This window comes from Dactylosporangium sp. CS-047395 (assembly GCF_050942185.1).
Taxonomy (GTDB): domain Bacteria; phylum Actinomycetota; class Actinomycetes; order Mycobacteriales; family Micromonosporaceae; genus Dactylosporangium.
In genome coordinates, this window is sequence record NZ_CP192015.1 from 5,450,191 (window position 1) to 5,464,566 (window position 14,376).

16 protein-coding genes are annotated in these 14,376 nt (G+C 74.5%); 10 read left to right on the forward strand and 6 right to left on the reverse strand.

The features are described from left to right. Positions 1 to 153 precede the first annotated feature (153 nt). Genes ACQP00_RS25685 through ACQP00_RS25705 form a run of 5 tightly spaced genes read left to right on the forward strand, consistent with a single transcriptional unit; the run spans position 154 to position 5,387 of the window. Positions 154 to 924, forward strand: coding sequence for a glutathione S-transferase C-terminal domain-containing protein (locus tag ACQP00_RS25685; protein ID WP_433223267.1), 771 nt, complete (start codon positions 154 to 156; stop codon positions 922 to 924). Next, positions 921 to 1,958, forward strand: a complete 1,038-nt coding sequence (locus tag ACQP00_RS25690; protein ID WP_433223269.1) for an LLM class flavin-dependent oxidoreductase — start codon at positions 921 to 923, stop codon at positions 1,956 to 1,958. Before ACQP00_RS25685 ends, ACQP00_RS25690 begins: the two co-directional genes overlap by 4 nt. Further along, positions 1,955 to 3,280 carry an NtaA/DmoA family FMN-dependent monooxygenase gene (locus ACQP00_RS25695; RefSeq protein ID WP_433223271.1) on the forward strand — a complete coding sequence of 442 codons (1,326 nt, stop codon included), beginning with the start codon at positions 1,955 to 1,957 and terminating at the stop codon, positions 3,278 to 3,280. Before ACQP00_RS25690 ends, ACQP00_RS25695 begins: the two co-directional genes overlap by 4 nt. After that, positions 3,277 to 4,302: an LLM class flavin-dependent oxidoreductase gene (locus tag ACQP00_RS25700; RefSeq protein WP_433223273.1), complete on the forward strand. Its 1,026-nt coding sequence runs from the start codon at positions 3,277 to 3,279 to the stop codon at positions 4,300 to 4,302. Before ACQP00_RS25695 ends, ACQP00_RS25700 begins: the two co-directional genes overlap by 4 nt. Further along, positions 4,299 to 5,387: an LLM class flavin-dependent oxidoreductase gene (locus tag ACQP00_RS25705; RefSeq protein ID WP_433223275.1), complete on the forward strand. Its 1,089-nt coding sequence runs from the start codon at positions 4,299 to 4,301 to the stop codon at positions 5,385 to 5,387. The genes ACQP00_RS25700 and ACQP00_RS25705 overlap by 4 nt, the downstream gene beginning before the upstream one ends. Before the next feature lie 11 nt (positions 5,388 to 5,398). Here ACQP00_RS25705 and ACQP00_RS25710 read toward each other — a convergent pair whose 3' ends face one another. Further along, complete coding sequence (locus tag ACQP00_RS25710) at positions 5,399 to 6,121, reverse strand: DUF2470 domain-containing protein (RefSeq protein ID WP_433223277.1); 723 nt, start codon at positions 6,119 to 6,121, stop codon at positions 5,399 to 5,401. Positions 6,122 to 6,173: 52 nt separating this feature from the next. Then, entirely contained in the window at positions 6,174 to 7,151 is a 978-nt protein-coding gene (locus tag ACQP00_RS25715) for an SDR family NAD(P)-dependent oxidoreductase (RefSeq protein ID WP_433223280.1), read from the reverse strand. 74 nt (positions 7,152 to 7,225) lie between these two features. Between ACQP00_RS25715 and ACQP00_RS25720 the strand changes: the two genes are divergently transcribed. Together ACQP00_RS25720 and ACQP00_RS25725 are read left to right on the forward strand one after the other, a co-directional pair. Beyond that, on the forward strand, positions 7,226 to 8,167 hold the full coding sequence (locus ACQP00_RS25720) for an AraC family transcriptional regulator (protein ID WP_433223282.1): 942 nt from the start codon (positions 7,226 to 7,228) through the stop codon (positions 8,165 to 8,167). Between the two features lie 11 nt (positions 8,168 to 8,178). Continuing rightward, entirely contained in the window at positions 8,179 to 9,633 is a 1,455-nt protein-coding gene (locus ACQP00_RS25725; protein ID WP_433223284.1) for a hypothetical protein, read from the forward strand. On the opposite strand, the gene ACQP00_RS25730 is transcribed toward ACQP00_RS25725, so the two are convergent. Beyond that, entirely contained in the window at positions 9,584 to 10,201 is a 618-nt protein-coding gene (locus tag ACQP00_RS25730; protein ID WP_433223286.1) for a class I SAM-dependent methyltransferase, read from the reverse strand. The genes ACQP00_RS25725 and ACQP00_RS25730 overlap by 50 nt on opposite strands. On the opposite strand from ACQP00_RS25730, the gene ACQP00_RS25735 reads away from it, so the two are divergent. From ACQP00_RS25735 to ACQP00_RS25745, 3 genes are read left to right on the forward strand one after another with little or no spacing between them, the layout of a single operon-like run. Continuing rightward, complete coding sequence (locus ACQP00_RS25735) at positions 10,200 to 11,363, forward strand: sensor histidine kinase (protein ID WP_433223288.1); 1,164 nt, start codon at positions 10,200 to 10,202, stop codon at positions 11,361 to 11,363. The two genes, ACQP00_RS25730 and ACQP00_RS25735, sit on opposite strands and share 2 nt — an antisense overlap. Beyond that, complete coding sequence (locus tag ACQP00_RS25740) at positions 11,363 to 12,013, forward strand: response regulator (protein ID WP_433223290.1); 651 nt, start codon at positions 11,363 to 11,365, stop codon at positions 12,011 to 12,013. The genes ACQP00_RS25735 and ACQP00_RS25740 overlap by 1 nt, the downstream gene beginning before the upstream one ends. Positions 12,014 to 12,021: 8 nt before the next feature. Beyond that, positions 12,022 to 12,648 (forward strand): DUF4291 domain-containing protein, encoded by a 627-nt coding sequence (locus ACQP00_RS25745; protein WP_433223292.1) that lies wholly within the window; start codon positions 12,022 to 12,024, stop codon positions 12,646 to 12,648. Here ACQP00_RS25745 and ACQP00_RS25750 read toward each other — a convergent pair. From ACQP00_RS25750 to ACQP00_RS25760, 3 genes are all read right to left on the reverse strand, one after another. Then, positions 12,629 to 13,336 carry an FHA domain-containing protein gene (locus tag ACQP00_RS25750; protein WP_433223294.1) on the reverse strand — a complete coding sequence of 236 codons (708 nt, stop codon included), beginning with the start codon at positions 13,334 to 13,336 and terminating at the stop codon, positions 12,629 to 12,631. The genes ACQP00_RS25745 and ACQP00_RS25750 overlap by 20 nt on opposite strands. 5 nt (positions 13,337 to 13,341) lie before the next feature. Then, positions 13,342 to 13,725 (reverse strand): hypothetical protein, encoded by a 384-nt coding sequence (locus tag ACQP00_RS25755; RefSeq protein ID WP_433223296.1) that lies wholly within the window; start codon positions 13,723 to 13,725, stop codon positions 13,342 to 13,344. A gap of 67 nt (positions 13,726 to 13,792) precedes the next feature. Further along, a complete protein-coding gene (locus ACQP00_RS25760; protein ID WP_433223298.1) occupies positions 13,793 to 14,134 on the reverse strand; it encodes a hypothetical protein in 342 nt (113 codons plus the stop codon). Positions 14,135 to 14,376 lie beyond the last annotated feature (242 nt).

The window sequence follows — 14,376 nt, forward strand, 5'->3', positions numbered from 1 at the left end:
GGCCCGGGTGGTGTCGGCCAGTGCAACAGTGGCCGAGCGTGACTGTCAATGTTCGACGGTGCTCTCTGTCGGCCATGTCACTGGGGTCTCGCCAAAACCATATCTTGCACGTAGGATTAGTCGGCTATTGCACTCCGGCACGACGGAGGTCCCATGTCCAAGCTGCCCCGCTCCAGCCGTCTGGCCAGCCCGGTCGACACCGAGGCGCACGGCGAGTACCGCATAGTCCGACGCCCCGACGACCCCCGGCCGCTGTACCGGTTCACCGGTCACGTCGACGACGACCCCCAGCCGGGCCGGTACCACATCTACGCGGGCTGGTTCTGCCCGTGGTCACAGCGCGTCACCATCGCCCACGCCCTGGCCGGGCTGCGGGACGTGGTGACGGTCTCGTACGTCGACAACGTCCGCGACGGGCGCGGCTGGGCGTTCCGCGAGCGCTACGGCCCCGACCCGGTCAACGGCTTCACCCTGCTGCGCCACGCGTACGAGGCGACCGAGGAGGGCTTCGACGGGCACGTCAGCGTGCCGGCGCTGTGGGACCGTGACCTGGCCCGGGTGGTCAGCAACGACTTCGCCGGCATCGGCATCGACCTGGCCACGAAGTTCGGCAAGGTGGCCACCCGGGTGGTCGCGACCTACCCCGAGCACCTGCGCGCGCAGATCGAGGCCACCGACGTCACCATCGACACCCCCGCCAAGCTGACCGCCCTCGACGAGCGGCTGGCCGGGCGCGGGTACCTCGTCGGCGGCGAGCTCACCGAGGCCGACATCCGGCTGTGGGTGCACCTGGCCCGGCTCGGCCCGCGGCTGGCCGAGTACCCGAACCTGCACCGCTACGCCCGCGACCTCTACCGCATCCCGGCGTTCCGCGACACGACCGACTTCAGCACGTACCCCCACCCGGATTGGTCCCTGGCATGAGCGAACCCCTGCATCTCGCCGTCGCGCTGGACGGCGCCGGCTGGCACCCGGCGGCGTGGCGCGACCCGTCCGCGCGGACCGAGGAGCTGTTCTCCGCCGACTACTGGGTGCGGCTGGTGCGCCGGGCCGAGGCCGGCACCCTGGACTTCGTCACCATCGAGGACAGCCACGGCCTGGCCCCGGGCGGCGTGCGCGGGCACCTCGACGCGCTGCTCATCGCCACCCGGGTGGCCCCGCTGACCAGCCACATCGGGCTGGTCCCGACGGTGCTGACCGACACCACCGAGCCGTTCCACGTCTCCACCCAGCTGGCCACCCTGGACCACGTGAGCACCGGCCGCGCCGGGTGGCGGGCCCGGGTGTCCACTGTGGAGGGCCTGGCCGAGATCGCCGACCACGTCGAGGTGGTGCGGCGGCTCTGGGACAGCTGGGAGGACGACGCCGTCATCCGCGACGCCGCCACCGGACGGTTCGTCGACCGGGACAAGCTGCACTACATCGACTTCACGGGCGAGCACTTCAGCGTCAAGGGCCCGTCGATCACACCCCGGCCGCCGCAGGGCCAGCCGCTCGTGACCGCGCTCGCCCACGCCCGGCCGATCTACGAGTTCGCCGCCTCCTCGGCCGACCTCGTCTACGTGACACCGTCCGATGTGGACCACGCCCGTGCGATCGTGGCGGAGGTCCGCGCCCTCTCCGACCGGCTGCTGATCTTCGCCGACCTCGTGGTGTTCCTCGACCCCGGCCGCAAGGCACGGCTGGACGCCCTGGCCGCCTTCGAGAGCGACGCCGTGGTGTACTCCGGTGACGCCGCCGGCCTCGCCGATCTTCTGCTCGCGTGGCAGGCCGCGGGGCTCGACGGGTTCCGGCTGCGGCCCGGCGTCCTGCCGGCCGACCTGGACGCGATCGTCGCGGACCTGGTGCCGATCCTGCGCGCGCGGGGCGCCTTCCGCACCGCGTACACCGCCGACACCCTGCGGGGCCACCTCGGCCTCGACCGACCCGAGAACCGCTACGCGAAGGCGGCCGCATGAGCAAGCAGGTGATCCTCGCCGCGCACTTCCCCGGCGTCAACAACACCACGGTGTGGAGCGACCCGGCGGCCGGCAGCCAGATCGCGTTCGAGTCGTTCCGCCGCCTCGCGCAGACCGCGGAGCGGGGCCGGTTCGACTTCTTCTTCCTGGCCGAGGGGCTGCGGCTGCGCGAGCAGCGGGGCCGCATCCACGACCTCGACGTCGTCGGGCGGCCCGACAACCTGACCGTGCTGGCCGGGCTGGCCGCGGTGACCAGCCACCTCGGGCTGACCGGCACCTTCAACTCGACGTTCAACGAACCGCTCGAGCTGGCCCGCAAGCTCGCCTCGTTCGACCACCTGTCCGGCGGGCGGGCCGGCTGGAACGTGGTCACCTCCTGGGACGCGTTCACCGGCGAGAACTTCCGCCGCGGCGGGTACCTCGACCGCGCCGACCGCTACTCCCGCGCCGCCGAGGTGCTGCAGACCGTCCGCGAGCTGTTCGGCACCTGGGCCGCCGACGAGATCGTGGCCGACCGGGCGAGCGGCGTGTGGTCAAGGCACGCCGAGCCGGGCGCGTTCGCCCACAAGGGACAGCACGTTGACATCGCCGGGCACTTCCCGATCCCGCGCAGCCCGCAGGGCCGCCCGGTCATCCTGCAGGCCGGCGACTCCGACGCCGGCCGCGAGTTCGCCGCCCGCGACGCCGACGCGATCTTCTCCCGGCACGGCACGCTCGGGGAGGGCAAGGCCTTCTACGCCGACGTGAAGGGCCGCCTCGCCCGCCACGGCCGCCGGCCCGACGACCTGAAGATCCTTCCGGCCAGCACCTTCGTGCTCGGCACCTCGGAGGCCGACGCCCGCGAGAAGGCCCACCACATCCGCCGCCAGCAGGTCAGCCCGCAGACCGCGATCCTGCTGGCCGAGCAGCTGTGGAACAAGGACCTGAGCGACCACGACCCGGACGGCCCGCTGCCGGCCTTCGACCCTGTCCCGGACCAGGACTCCATCATCAAGGGCCGGGCCGGGATGTTCGCCGACCCGGTCGCCACCGCCCGGCAGTGGCGCGCCCTCGCCGAGGAGAAGCGGCTGAGTCTCCGCGAGGTCGTCATCGAGGTCACCGGACGGCAGACCTTCATCGGCACCGCCGCCACGGTCGCCGCCACCATCGACGACTTCGTGCAGCAGGACGCGGCCGACGGCTTCATCCTCGTCCCGCACATCGTGCCCGGCGGCCTCGACGAGTTCGTCGACACCGTCGTGCCGCTGCTGCAGGAGCGCGGCGTCCTGCGTACCGAATACGAGACCACGACCCTGCGCGGGCATTTGGGGCTGGCGTCATGAAATTCCTCGCGATCACCCTCATCGTCCACGACGGGCAGAAGTCGCCGCGCGACCGGCTGCGCGAGGTGGTCGACAACGCCGTCTTCGCCGAGGAGCTCGGCTTCGACGGTTTCGGCGTCGGCGAGCGGCACGAGCGGCCGTTCATCTCCTCCTCGCCGCCGGTCGTGCTCAGCCACATCGCGGCCCGCACCCGCACCATCCGGCTGTTCACCGCCGTCACCACGCTGAGCCTGCTCGACCCGGTCCGCGCCTACGAGGACTACGCGACCCTCGACAACCTCTCCGACGGGCGGCTGGAGCTCATCGTCGGCAAGGGCAACGGCGCCGCCCAGGCCCAGCTGTTCCACGTGACCGCCGACGACCAGTGGGACCGCAACCGGGAGGGCTACGAGCTGTTCACCCGGCTCTGGCGGGAGGACAAGGTCACCTGGTCGGGCCGGTTCCGCCCGTCGCTGACCGACGCCGAGGTGCTGCCCCGCCCGCTGCAGCGGCCGATCCGGATCTGGCACGGCAGCGCGACGAGCAAGGCGTCGGTGGAGCTGGCCGCGCAGTACGGCGACCCGCTGTTCTCGGCCAACGTCACCAACCCGGTCGAGCCGTACGAGGAACTGGCGCGCCACTACCGCGAGCGGCTGGCGTTCCACGGCCACGACCCCGCCACCGCACTCGTCGGGGCCGGCTCCGCGGGGCTGTACGTGGCCGAGCGCTCGCAGGACGCGATCGAGGCCTACCGGCCGGTGTTCGAGGCGCGCCGCCGGTACGGTCCGGCGGTCTTCTCGTCGCTCGAGGACGCCATCGAGCGGGGTTCGACGCTCGTCGGCAGCCCGCAGCAGATCATCGACAAGGTGCTGCGGTACCACGGCCGCCTCGGCCATGAGGTGATGCACGTGCAGGCCGACGCCGACGGGCTCACCGACAAGCAGCACCGCGCGTCCCTCGAGTTGTTCCAGTCCGAGGTCACGCCGGTGCTGCGCCGCGAGATTCCCAGCCGTCCGTTCCCCGCCCCGGTGGTGCCCGCATGAGCGTTCCACTGTCCATTCTGGACCTTGCCCCGATCAGCTCCGGCTCCGACGCCGGGGCCGCCCTGCGCGCCAGCGTCGCCGTCGCCCGGCGGGCCGAGACGGCCGGCTACAGCCGGTACTGGGTCGCCGAGCACCACTTCGCCGCCGGCGTGGCCAGCGCCGCGCCGGCCGTGCTCATCGCGCTCATCGCGGCCGCGACCGACCGCATCCGGGTCGGCTCCGGCGCCGTGCAGGTCGGCTACCAGACCCCGCTGTCGGTGGTCGAGCGGTTCGGGCTCGTCGACGCGGTGTACCCGGGCCGGGTCGACCTCGGCCTGGGCCGCTCCGGCGGCAAGCCGACGCCGGTCACCGAGACCGCCGACCGGGTCGTGGACGGGCTGCTGATCCCGGCCCCGTTCGACTTCTCGACGTTGGCCGGCGGACCGCGGTTCGCCGCCTACGGGGCACTGCTGCGCCAGCCGGGGGCCACGCCGGCGCCGTTCGCCGAGATCGTCGACGACATCCAGGCGCTGATCGCCGGTACGCTCACCCGCGACGGATTCGACCTGCACGCGACCCCGGGCGAGGGTGCCAAGACCGAGCTGTGGATCCTCGGCTCCAGCGGCGGGGAGAGCGCGCGGGTGGCCGGGGAGCGGGGCCTGCCGTTCGCGGCCAACTACCACGTGGCCCCGTCCAACGTGCTGGAGGCGGTCGAGTCCTACCGGGCCGCGTTCCGGCCCTCGGCGGTGCTCGACCGGCCGTACGTGCTCGTCTCCGCCGACGTGCTGGCCGCCCCGACCGAGGCGCAGGCGCACCATCTGGCCTCGCCGTACCGGCACTGGGTGCGCAGCATCCGCACGGGCACGGGCGCCATCCCGTACCCGACCCCGGCCGAGGCGGCGGGGCTGCCGTGGAGCGACGAGGACCAGGCCCTGGTCCGGGACCGGCTCGACACCCGGTTCGTCGGCACGCCCGCGCAGGTGGTCGCGCAGTTGGAGACGCTGCGCCGGGTCACGGCGGCCGACGAGCTGCTCGTCACCACCATCACCCACGACCCGGCGGACCGCATCCGCTCCTTCGAACTCCTCGCGGACGCGTGGTTCTGAAGCGCGTGGTGCTAGCGGTCGCCGTGGAAGAGCACGCCGTGCAGCAGCGTGGAGAGCTCGCTCGCGTCGTGCACCGGGGCGGGGAAGTCGACGCGATGCCAGACGCCCGCCCCGGTCGCCACCGTGAACCCGTACCGGTCCAGCCGCATCGGCACCGCCTGCTTCACCGGCGTGCCGGCCGCGGCGAGCCGGGTCCGCAGGTACGCCCCGATCTCGGCCGCGTGGTGCCCGGCCAGGTCGGCGAGCAGGTGCTTCTCGTCCTCGTGCAGCGGATCGGGCCGGGCGGCGGCGTACCCGGCCCGGTCGAGCACGTGCCAGGTGTGCTGATGGCGGACGCGGACCTGGTCGGCCTCGACGCGGTACAGCGCCGCGCTCACCCCCACGTCGAGCAGGTCGGCGACCGGGTTGGCCAGTGCGAACACGTGCGCGGCGGCCCGGCCCGCGACCGGGTCGAGCCGCACCGGCCGCCCGGTGATCCGGACCCGCCCGAGGCTCGGCGAGCCCAGCAGCGGCGGGTGGTCGTCGACGGTCAGCACCACGGGCACCTGCCGCCGGGCCAGCCCGGCCAGGTCCCGGTCGGCCCCGCTGCCGGTGCGGGCCAGCAGCAGCGGCCGCCCCTGCTCGTCGGCGGCGTGCGGCACCGGCAGCGCGTCGAACGAGGCGGCCGCCTTGACCGTCCCGGCCACGCGCCCGAACGCCAGCGTCCGCGCGATCTCGAAAAGCGTCGGCCCCACGTCGGCCACCCCCAGTCCCTTGAGTAAGGGCAGCCTAACCTAAGCCCTCGGGTCAGTCGAGGAGCTTCTCGCTCAGGTCCCAGAGGCGGCGGGCGTCGGCCGGGTCGAGCATCGCCGAGTTGGCGTCGGACGGGATGCTGTCGGCGGTCAGCGGGCGCACCTCGTCGTCGAGCGGGGCCACGTCGCTGTCCTTGAGGTACACGCCGCCGACCCCGGCGAGCAGCGGGCTGGCCGCGCCGAACACGAGGGTCGCGGCGCCCTGCTCGATGGTCTTCTTGCCGGCCGCCGGGTCGATGACCGGGGTGCCGTGCTCGTCGACGAGGCCCTGCGCGCGCAGGGATGCCAGCCGCTCCCCGGTGTGCGGGCCCGGGCCGACGATGACGCCCGGGTGCGCCGCGAAGGATCGGATGCCCTCGGCCGCGAAGCGCCGGTCCAGCTCCACGGTGAACAGCACGTTCGCCCGCTTGGCCTGCCCGTACGCGGCCGCCGGATCGTAGCCGGACGCGAAGTCCAGGTCGTCCCAGCGGATCTCGCCGAACCGGGCCGCCCCCGAGGTCACGTTGAGCACCCGCGCGCCGCCCGCCGCGCGCAGGGCCGGCAGCAGCGCCCGGGTGAGCTGGAAGTGCCCGAGGTGCGCGGTCGAGAACTGCAGCTCGTGGCCGCGGGCGTCGAGCCGCCGCTGCGGGCCGAACATCAGCGCCGCGTTGTTGACCAGCATGTGCAGCGCAACGCCGGAGTCCATCCAGCGCGCGGCGAACGCGTCGACGGAGGCCGGGTCGGCGAGGTCCAGCCGCTCGACCCGCACGCCGGGGATGCCGTCGACGGCCGCCGAGGCCCGCTCGGGGTCGCGGGCGGCGACGGTCACGGCGGCGCCGGCCGCGGCGAGCGCGCGGGTGACCTCCCGGCCGAGCCGGCCGTGCCCGCCGGTGACGATCGCGTTCCGGCCGCTGAGGTCGACGCCCGCCAGGACGTCGGTCGCGGTGGAGGCGGCGGTGAACGGGGTCGGCAGCGGTGCCTGGGAACGTGTCATGCGTCCAGTCTGATCTTCGCCGGCCGGACGCGGAATCATTGCGAGTCCGGATTTCTTGCGTCAGAGTACGAACCATGCCTGCCACGGATGCGCTGTCCGACGTCTTCGACCAGGTCGAGGTCCGCAGCGTGATCACCGGCGGGTTCGCGGTGCGCGGGCCCTGGGCCTCCCGCCACACGATCGGGCAACCGCTGAAGCTCGCCGCGCTGGTCGCCGGATCCGCGCGGCTCAGCGTCGACGGGCCCGGCGGCCCGGACGGCCCGGTCGACCTCGCGCCCGGCGACGTCGTGCTGCTCAACCACCGCACCTCCCTGGACATGCGCGGCGGCCGGGGCGACGGCCCGCCGCGGGAGCTGATCCCCGAGCTGGGCTTCGACTCCCTGGCGCTGGCCGCGGCCGACCTGGCCACCGACGACGTGCTCGTCGGCGGCTGGGTCGGCGTCAACCCGGCCGGGCTGGAACTGCTCCGCACCGCGCTGCCGGGCCTCGTTCACGTCCGGGCCCGGACCCCGGCCGCGTCCCGGCTGGCCGCCCTCGTCGCGCAGCACTTCGTCGAGGCCTCCAGCGGCCGGCTCGGCTCGGCGTTCGCCATCCGGCAGAACGGCCAGCTGATCCTCCTGGAGGTGCTGCGCGCGTACCTCGAACAGGAACAGCCGCCGACCGGGTGGCTGCGGCTGCTGGCCGACGAGCCCCTGGCCCCGGCGCTGCGGCTCCTGCACGAGCAGCCCGGCCGGGCCTGGGAGCTGGCCGAGCTCGCCCGGGCCGCCGGCATGTCCCGGACCACCTTCGCCGCGCGGTTCCGCACGGTCGCCGGCACGCCGCCGCTGACGTACCTGGCGCGCTGGCGGATGGTGCTCGCCCAGCGCGCCCTGCGCGACCCCGACGTGCGGGTCGCAGCGCTCGCCGCCGAGCTCGGCTACGGCTCGGAGAGCGCCTTCAGCACCGCGTTCAAGCGCGAGATCGGTGAATCCCCGCTGCGGTACCGCCAACGCCTCCGCACCCCCCGCCCTGCGTAGACTGCCGCGTCGTGACCATCACTCCCACGCCGTTCGACGCCGCCGTCGCGCTGCTGCAGGACGGGCGGCTCGTCGAGGCCGAGGCGCTCATGGTGCGCGAGGTGCAGGCGGTGACCGCCCGGCACGGTGCCGGTACCCCGGAATGGGCCTCTGTGCAGTGCGACCTCGGCAACGTGCTCATCAACGCCGACCAGGTGCCCCGCGCCATCGACTGCTATCGGGCCGCCGTCTCGGTGTCGCCGCGCGACTTCCCGGAGCTGCACAAGGACCACCTGACCTATGTGAGCAACCTCGGCGGGGCGCTGCGGCTGGCCGGGCGGCTCGACGAGGCCGAGGCGGAGCTGCGCCGCGGCGCCGAGGAACGGGCGGCCTTCTACGGGCGCGACCACGCCGGCTTCGGCTTCGGCCTGGAACCCCTCGCCGAGCTGCTGCTGGACCGCGGCGACCTCGCCGGGGCCCGCGCGGTCGCCGAGGAGATGGTGGCCAACCTCGACGCCGCCCGGCACCCGCGGGTCGTGGTCGCGATGGCGCTGCGGGCCGAGATCGTGCGCGCCCAGGGCCCGGCGGAGCCCGCGTTCGCCGGCGCCGAGCGGCTGCCCGCGGAGCTGATCGAGGACCTCGCCGGGGCCGTGCTCGCCCGCTCCGGCGCCGGGCGGCCGCTGCTCACCGAGCTCGTCGCCCTGCTCGAGGCCCGGCTCGGCCCCGACCACCGGGCCACCCTCGCCACCCTGTCCCGCATCGCGAACCTCGGCCGGGACAGCGGCGACCAGACCGGCCGGATCGAGGCCATCCAGCGGGTCCTGGCCTCCCACGACCGCCAGGGCCAGGCCGAGGCGGCGCTCCAGGTCGCCCTGGGCCTGGCCCTCGCGCACGGCGATGCCGGCGACCAGGAGGCGGGCCTGCGCGCGTACTCCTCGGCGTACGAGCGCGCCACCCGCCTCGGCCGCCCCGAGCTGGTCAGCCAGGTGCTGCGCAACTGGGGGCTGGCCCTGCGGGACGCCGACCGCCCGGCCGACGCCGAGCGCGCCCTGGCCGACGCCGTGCGGGCCGCCGAGACCGGCGCCGACTACGAGCTGCTCGGCCGCGGCCGGATCGCGCTCGGGCTGTTCCTGCAGCACCAGAACCGCCTCGCCGAGGCCCGCGGCGTGATCGAGCAGGGCCTGGCCGTGCTCGACCCGGTGCACCCCGACGCGATGATCGGCCGCAGCCACCTCGGCGCCGTGCTGGAGGGCCGCACCTGCGGCTGCGGCGACATGCCGGACACGATCGCCCGGGCGTACCGCGAGTTCGTGCTCAGCAAGGTGCCGCGCGGCCTGCTGGCCGACGTCCACGTCGAGGTGACCGGCGGCGACTTCCGGGTCAACGTCGAGCTGTCCCGGGAGCCGCAGCAGGCGGAGCTGGAGCGGCTCAACGAGGTCATGCAGTCCGCGTACGCCGAGTTCCGCCGCCGGCTCGTGGCGTCCTGACCGGCAGCGGGCCGGCGGCTCGGTGCACGAAGGCCGGCGGCAGGTTGCCCCACACCAGCCGGCTCGTCGTCGTGGCCGCGAAGCGCCGCTCCAGCTCGCCGGCGAACCGGCGGGCGGGCGGCGTCCAGGCCGCGTGCGCGTAGGCGAAGGTGGCGAAGCAGCCGTCCGGGGCGAGCACGGCCGTGACGGCGTCGAGGATGCGCGCCCGGACCGGCGCGGCCATCACGGTCCACGGCAGCCCCGACACGACCGCGTCGACCGGGCCGGAAACCAGCCGGGCCAGGTCGGCGGCGGAGCCGTGCACGATCTCGACGGGCCTTCCGTGGTACCGCCGGATCAGCCGCCCCGCCAGCCGCCCGTTCAGCTCGACGGCGACGACCAGGGTGCCCGGCGCGACCCGGCCCAGGATGGCGTCGGTGACCACGCCGGTGCCGGGGCCCAGCTCGACCACGGTGCGGGCCCGCTCGAGGCCGAGGCCGTCGGTCATCCGGCGGGCCAGCGCGGGTGAGCTGGCGGCGATCGCCCCGGTCGTCAACGGCCGGCGCAGGAACTCGGTGAGGATGGACATGGCGGCGACGCTAGGAGCGGCGGGCGTCACCGGTCGTCGTCCCGGCGGGCCGTCGTGGTCCTCCCGCGGGAGTACCGTCGACGCCGTGCTCGCCCTGCTCCTCGTGCTCCCCGCGCTCGTGGACCCGCCGGCCGGGAGGCCCTTCTGGGTGCAGGTCGCCGTCCTGAGCGGCCTCGTGCTGCCGCTGCTGTGGCGCCGGCGCCGGCCGGGCGCGATGACCGCCGTCGTGCTCGCCGCCGCCTGGGCCGGGCTGCTCGGCCACGTCTGGGCCGACCGGTTGCCCCTGGCGCACCTATCGATGCAGATCATGTTGTACACCCTGATCGTGCGCGGCCGCCGCCGGACCGGTGCCGCCGCCGCCGTCGCCGCGGGCGCCTTCTTCACCGTCTGGGCCCTCGGCACCGGGGTGGACGCCCGGTGGAGCGTGCTCACCTACGCGCTGTCGCTCGCCACCGTCTGGCTGCTGGCCGAGCTGGTGCGGGCCCGCCGGGCGTACCTCGGCGCCGAACGGCGGGCCCTCGTGCGGGCGGCGGCCGCGCAGGAGCGGGCCCGCATCGCGCGGGAGCTGCACGACGGGCTCTCGCACAGCGTGAGCGTCATGGTCGTCAACGCCGAGGGGGCCCGGCTGATGCGCCACACCGACCCGGCCGTGGTGGACCGGACGCTCGACCTCGTGAGCACCACCGGCCGGGCCGCGCTGGCCGACCTGCGCCGGCTGCTGACGGTACTGGACGGGGAAGCTGTTGGTTGGCCGGACCTGCACCGGCTGACGGCGGGCATCCCGGGTGCCACGCTGCGGATCACGGGCAGCGCGTCGGGCGTGCCGGCCGGGGTGGTCGAGCACGCGTACCGGATCGTCCAGGAGGCCCTGACCAACGCGGTCAAGCACGGCGGGGCCGGGGTCTGCGTCGAGGCCTTCGTCGCGCTCGGGGAGCCGGGGCCGGGACGGGTGCTGCGGATCGAGGTTCGCGACGGCGGTGCAGGCGATGCCGAGCCGCGGCTGCCGTCGTCGGGGCGGGGCCTGGCCGGGATGCGGGCGCGGGTCACGGCGCTCGGCGGCACCCTCGAGGCGGGGCCGCGGCCGGAGGGCGGCTTCCGGGTGCTCGCCACGCTGCCGCTCGTCACAGCGGATCCACAGGCGGGTGCCGACAGGATGGGCTGATGACCGACCGCGCACCGTCCCGCGTCCTCGTCTGCGACGACCAGGAGCTGATGCGGATGGGACTGCGCATGGTGGTGGACAGCCAGCCCGACCTGACCGTCGTCGGCGAGGCGGCGGACGGGCCGGCGGCGGTCCGCGCCGTCGTCGCGCACCGGCCGGATGTGGTGCTGCTGGACGTACGGATGCCGGGTCTGGACGGGGTGAGCGCGGCGGCCCGGATGCGCGCCGTTGTGCCCGCCACCCGGATCCTCATGATCACGACGTTCGACCTGGACGAGTACGCGTTCGGGGCCCTGCGCGCCGGGGCCGACGGCTTCCTGGTGAAGGACGCGCCCGCCGCCGAGATGCTGGTCGCGATCCGCGGCGTCCTGCGCGGCGACACGATGGTCGCGCCGTCGGTGACCCGCCGCCTGCTGGACCGGCACGTGGCCACCGAGTCCCCGCGCGACCCCCGGCTGGGCCGGCTCACCGAGCGCGAGCGGGAGGTGCTCGGGCTGATCGCGCGGGGCCTGAGCAACCTCGAGATCGCCGACCGGCTCCACCTCGGCGAGACGACGGTGAAGACCCACGTCCGCCGGATCCTCGGCAAGCTGCAGGTCCGCGACCGCATCGGCGCCGTCGTGCTGGCCCACGAGCACCGGCTCCTATGATCGGTGCCGTGTCCCCGTCCGTGTCCCCGCCCGTCGCCGTGCCCGCCCGCCAGATCCGCGCCGCCTGGACGGACGCGACCATCACGGTGTACCAGGCGTACCCACCGGAGATCGCCGGGCCCGCGGTCGCGGCCGGGCGGTTCGGGCCGCCGTTCCGGCGCGAGCGGATGACGTGGATCAAGCCGTCGTTCCTGTGGATGATGTACCGCTGCGGCTGGGCCGCCAAGCCCGGGCAGGAGCGGGTGCTGGCGATCGAGCTCACCCGGGCGGGCTTCGAGTGGGCCCTCGCCAACGCCGCGCTCAGCCACTACGACCGCGACCTGCACCCGGACCGGGCGGCGTGGTCCGAGCAGCTCAGGACCAGCCCGGTGCGGGTGCAGTGGGACCCGGAGCGGTCGCTGCGGTTGCAGGCGCTGCCGTACCGCTCGCTGCAGGTCGGCCTGTCCGGCGCGGCGGTCGACCGGTACGTGGACGAGTGGACCGCCGCCATCACCGACATCACGGGAACCGTCCGGGAGATCCGGGCGCTGCTCGACGCCGGGCGCGACGACGAGGCGGCCGCCCGGCTGCCGGTCGAGCGCCCCTATCCGCTGCCGGCGGGGGTCGGGGCGCGGATCAGTACCGGCGAGGCCTGAGGGTCTGTTCCATCTTCCGCCGCCGCGCGGCGGCGCTGACGTGGAACACGATCCCGATGATGAGCAGGAACCCGCCGACCCCGGCGATCGCGAACCCGATGATCCCCAGCGGCACCCCGCCCGCGTCCGGCCCGAACGGCGAGGGCACCTCGGACTGCGGCGTGTCGATGGTGACGTCCGGGATGGCCTGGATGAACCCGAGCACCCCGTAGGCGAACATCCCGAAGCCGACCACGTTGGCCACGATGCCGAGCCACACCAGCCAGCGCCCCCAGCTCTTGCGGGCCGCGATCTCGGCCAGGAAGCTCTCCCGCTGGACCTCGTAGTTGTTGTACTGGTTGCCGGCGACGTTGTGGATGCTCCCGCCGGCGTGCTGGTCGCGCACGTCGTACACCGGCCGGTACCCCGGCGCCGCGGCCATCACCAGCTGGGTCTCGACGTGCCCGAACGCCACGATGTCGCCCTCGCCGACCGGCACCGGCCCGGTGATCCGCCGCCCGTTGACGTACGTGCCGTTGCTGGAGTTCAGGTCCCGCACCACGAGCCGCCCGCCGTGCACCTCGATCGCCGCGTGCACCCGGCTCACCGACGGATCGTTGAGCACCGTGGCCCGCCCGATCGTCGTCGGCCCGCCCCCGACGGGAATCCGGAGCCCGTTCCCGCCGTGCCCCATCACCTCGAGAAACACGGCACTCACCGCAACAGCGCGAGGAGCGCGGACCCGGCCGGCCCGAGCCACTGCCCGAGCGTCGTGAGCGGCCCGACGAGCCCGGCCCCGGCCGCGGCGAGCGCCCCGGCATGCGACAACGCCCGCGTGACCCGCTCGAGCCGGCCCCCCACTTCGGGCTTGTCGGCCGTACCGGCGACGACCGCCCGCTCCACCGCCGCCGCGTCCCGCAACAGGTGCCCGCGCAGGTCCTCCGGCACCGCGAGCCGCTGCACGGCAGCCTGCAACGCCCGCACCGCGGCATGCGCCTCGCCGATCGTCACGCTCGCGTGCTGACCCCCGGCGTTGTACTGGTTGCCGGCCACGTTGTTGATATTGGCCGCACGCTGATTGCCGATGTTGAACGTCATCGCCGCCCCCAGCTGATGGTCCGGACACAGGAAAGATGTCCGAGGCGGCGTTCTGATACATCGCCCGTCAGTGCAGGAGCCGCTCCGCCCAGAACACCTGCCCGCCGGGCCCCACACCGATGAGCGCGACCAGCAGATCCTCGACGGCCACGTCGCGCAGCACAGCCTGGATCGTCACCGGCGAGGCATCGACCGCCCACACCGAGACGGCGCTGCCCGTGGTCACGCCCCGCAGCCACGGATACCGCCGTTCCGCCCGGTCGAGCGCCCCGTCGGTCCCGGCGGCAACCCGATCGGGCCGCGCGGCGTGCACGGCGACGAACCCGGGCATGCGATGCCGCCGCTGGTCCAGCACCACGATGCGCAGCGAGCCCCCGCCCCGCACCCCGCCCGGCGGCGTCGAGCTCACCCGCCCGACGAAGATCCGACTTGTTCAAGCGTCGCCTGGGCGTGCAGCGCGCCGGGCCCGTACGGCGGCCGCTCGTGCCACCTCCACCCAGCCACCCCGGCGGCCGCGGCCACGGCCAGGAGGATCGCCACGGCCGACAGCCGCCTGGCACGTCGCTGCACGCCAGCAGTAGAGCACAACCGCGCCCACCGCACGGCCCCGTTCGGCGACGTAGGCTGGAGATTCCAGGCCTGTGGAGATGT

What these genes read in the sequence shown, in the direction of transcription:
- ACQP00_RS25685 (WP_433223267.1), top strand. Translation starts at nt 154, where the DNA reads ATGTCCAAGCTGCCCCGCTCCAGCCGTCTGGCCAGCCCGGTCGACACC.
- ACQP00_RS25690 (WP_433223269.1), top strand. Translation starts at nt 921, where the DNA reads ATGAGCGAACCCCTGCATCTCGCCGTCGCGCTGGACGGCGCCGGCTGG.
- ACQP00_RS25695 (WP_433223271.1), top strand. Translation starts at nt 1,955, where the DNA reads ATGAGCAAGCAGGTGATCCTCGCCGCGCACTTCCCCGGCGTCAACAAC.
- ACQP00_RS25700 (WP_433223273.1), top strand. Translation starts at nt 3,277, where the DNA reads ATGAAATTCCTCGCGATCACCCTCATCGTCCACGACGGGCAGAAGTCG.
- ACQP00_RS25705 (WP_433223275.1), top strand. Translation starts at nt 4,299, where the DNA reads ATGAGCGTTCCACTGTCCATTCTGGACCTTGCCCCGATCAGCTCCGGC.
- ACQP00_RS25715 (WP_433223280.1), bottom strand. Translation starts at nt 7,151, where the DNA reads ATGACACGTTCCCAGGCACCGCTGCCGACCCCGTTCACCGCCGCCTCC.
- ACQP00_RS25720 (WP_433223282.1), top strand. Translation starts at nt 7,226, where the DNA reads ATGCCTGCCACGGATGCGCTGTCCGACGTCTTCGACCAGGTCGAGGTC.
- ACQP00_RS25735 (WP_433223288.1), top strand. Translation starts at nt 10,200, where the DNA reads ATGGCGGCGACGCTAGGAGCGGCGGGCGTCACCGGTCGTCGTCCCGGC.
- ACQP00_RS25730 (WP_433223286.1), bottom strand. Translation starts at nt 10,201, where the DNA reads ATGTCCATCCTCACCGAGTTCCTGCGCCGGCCGTTGACGACCGGGGCG.
- ACQP00_RS25740 (WP_433223290.1), top strand. Translation starts at nt 11,363, where the DNA reads ATGACCGACCGCGCACCGTCCCGCGTCCTCGTCTGCGACGACCAGGAG.
- ACQP00_RS25755 (WP_433223296.1), bottom strand. Translation starts at nt 13,725, where the DNA reads ATGACGTTCAACATCGGCAATCAGCGTGCGGCCAATATCAACAACGTG.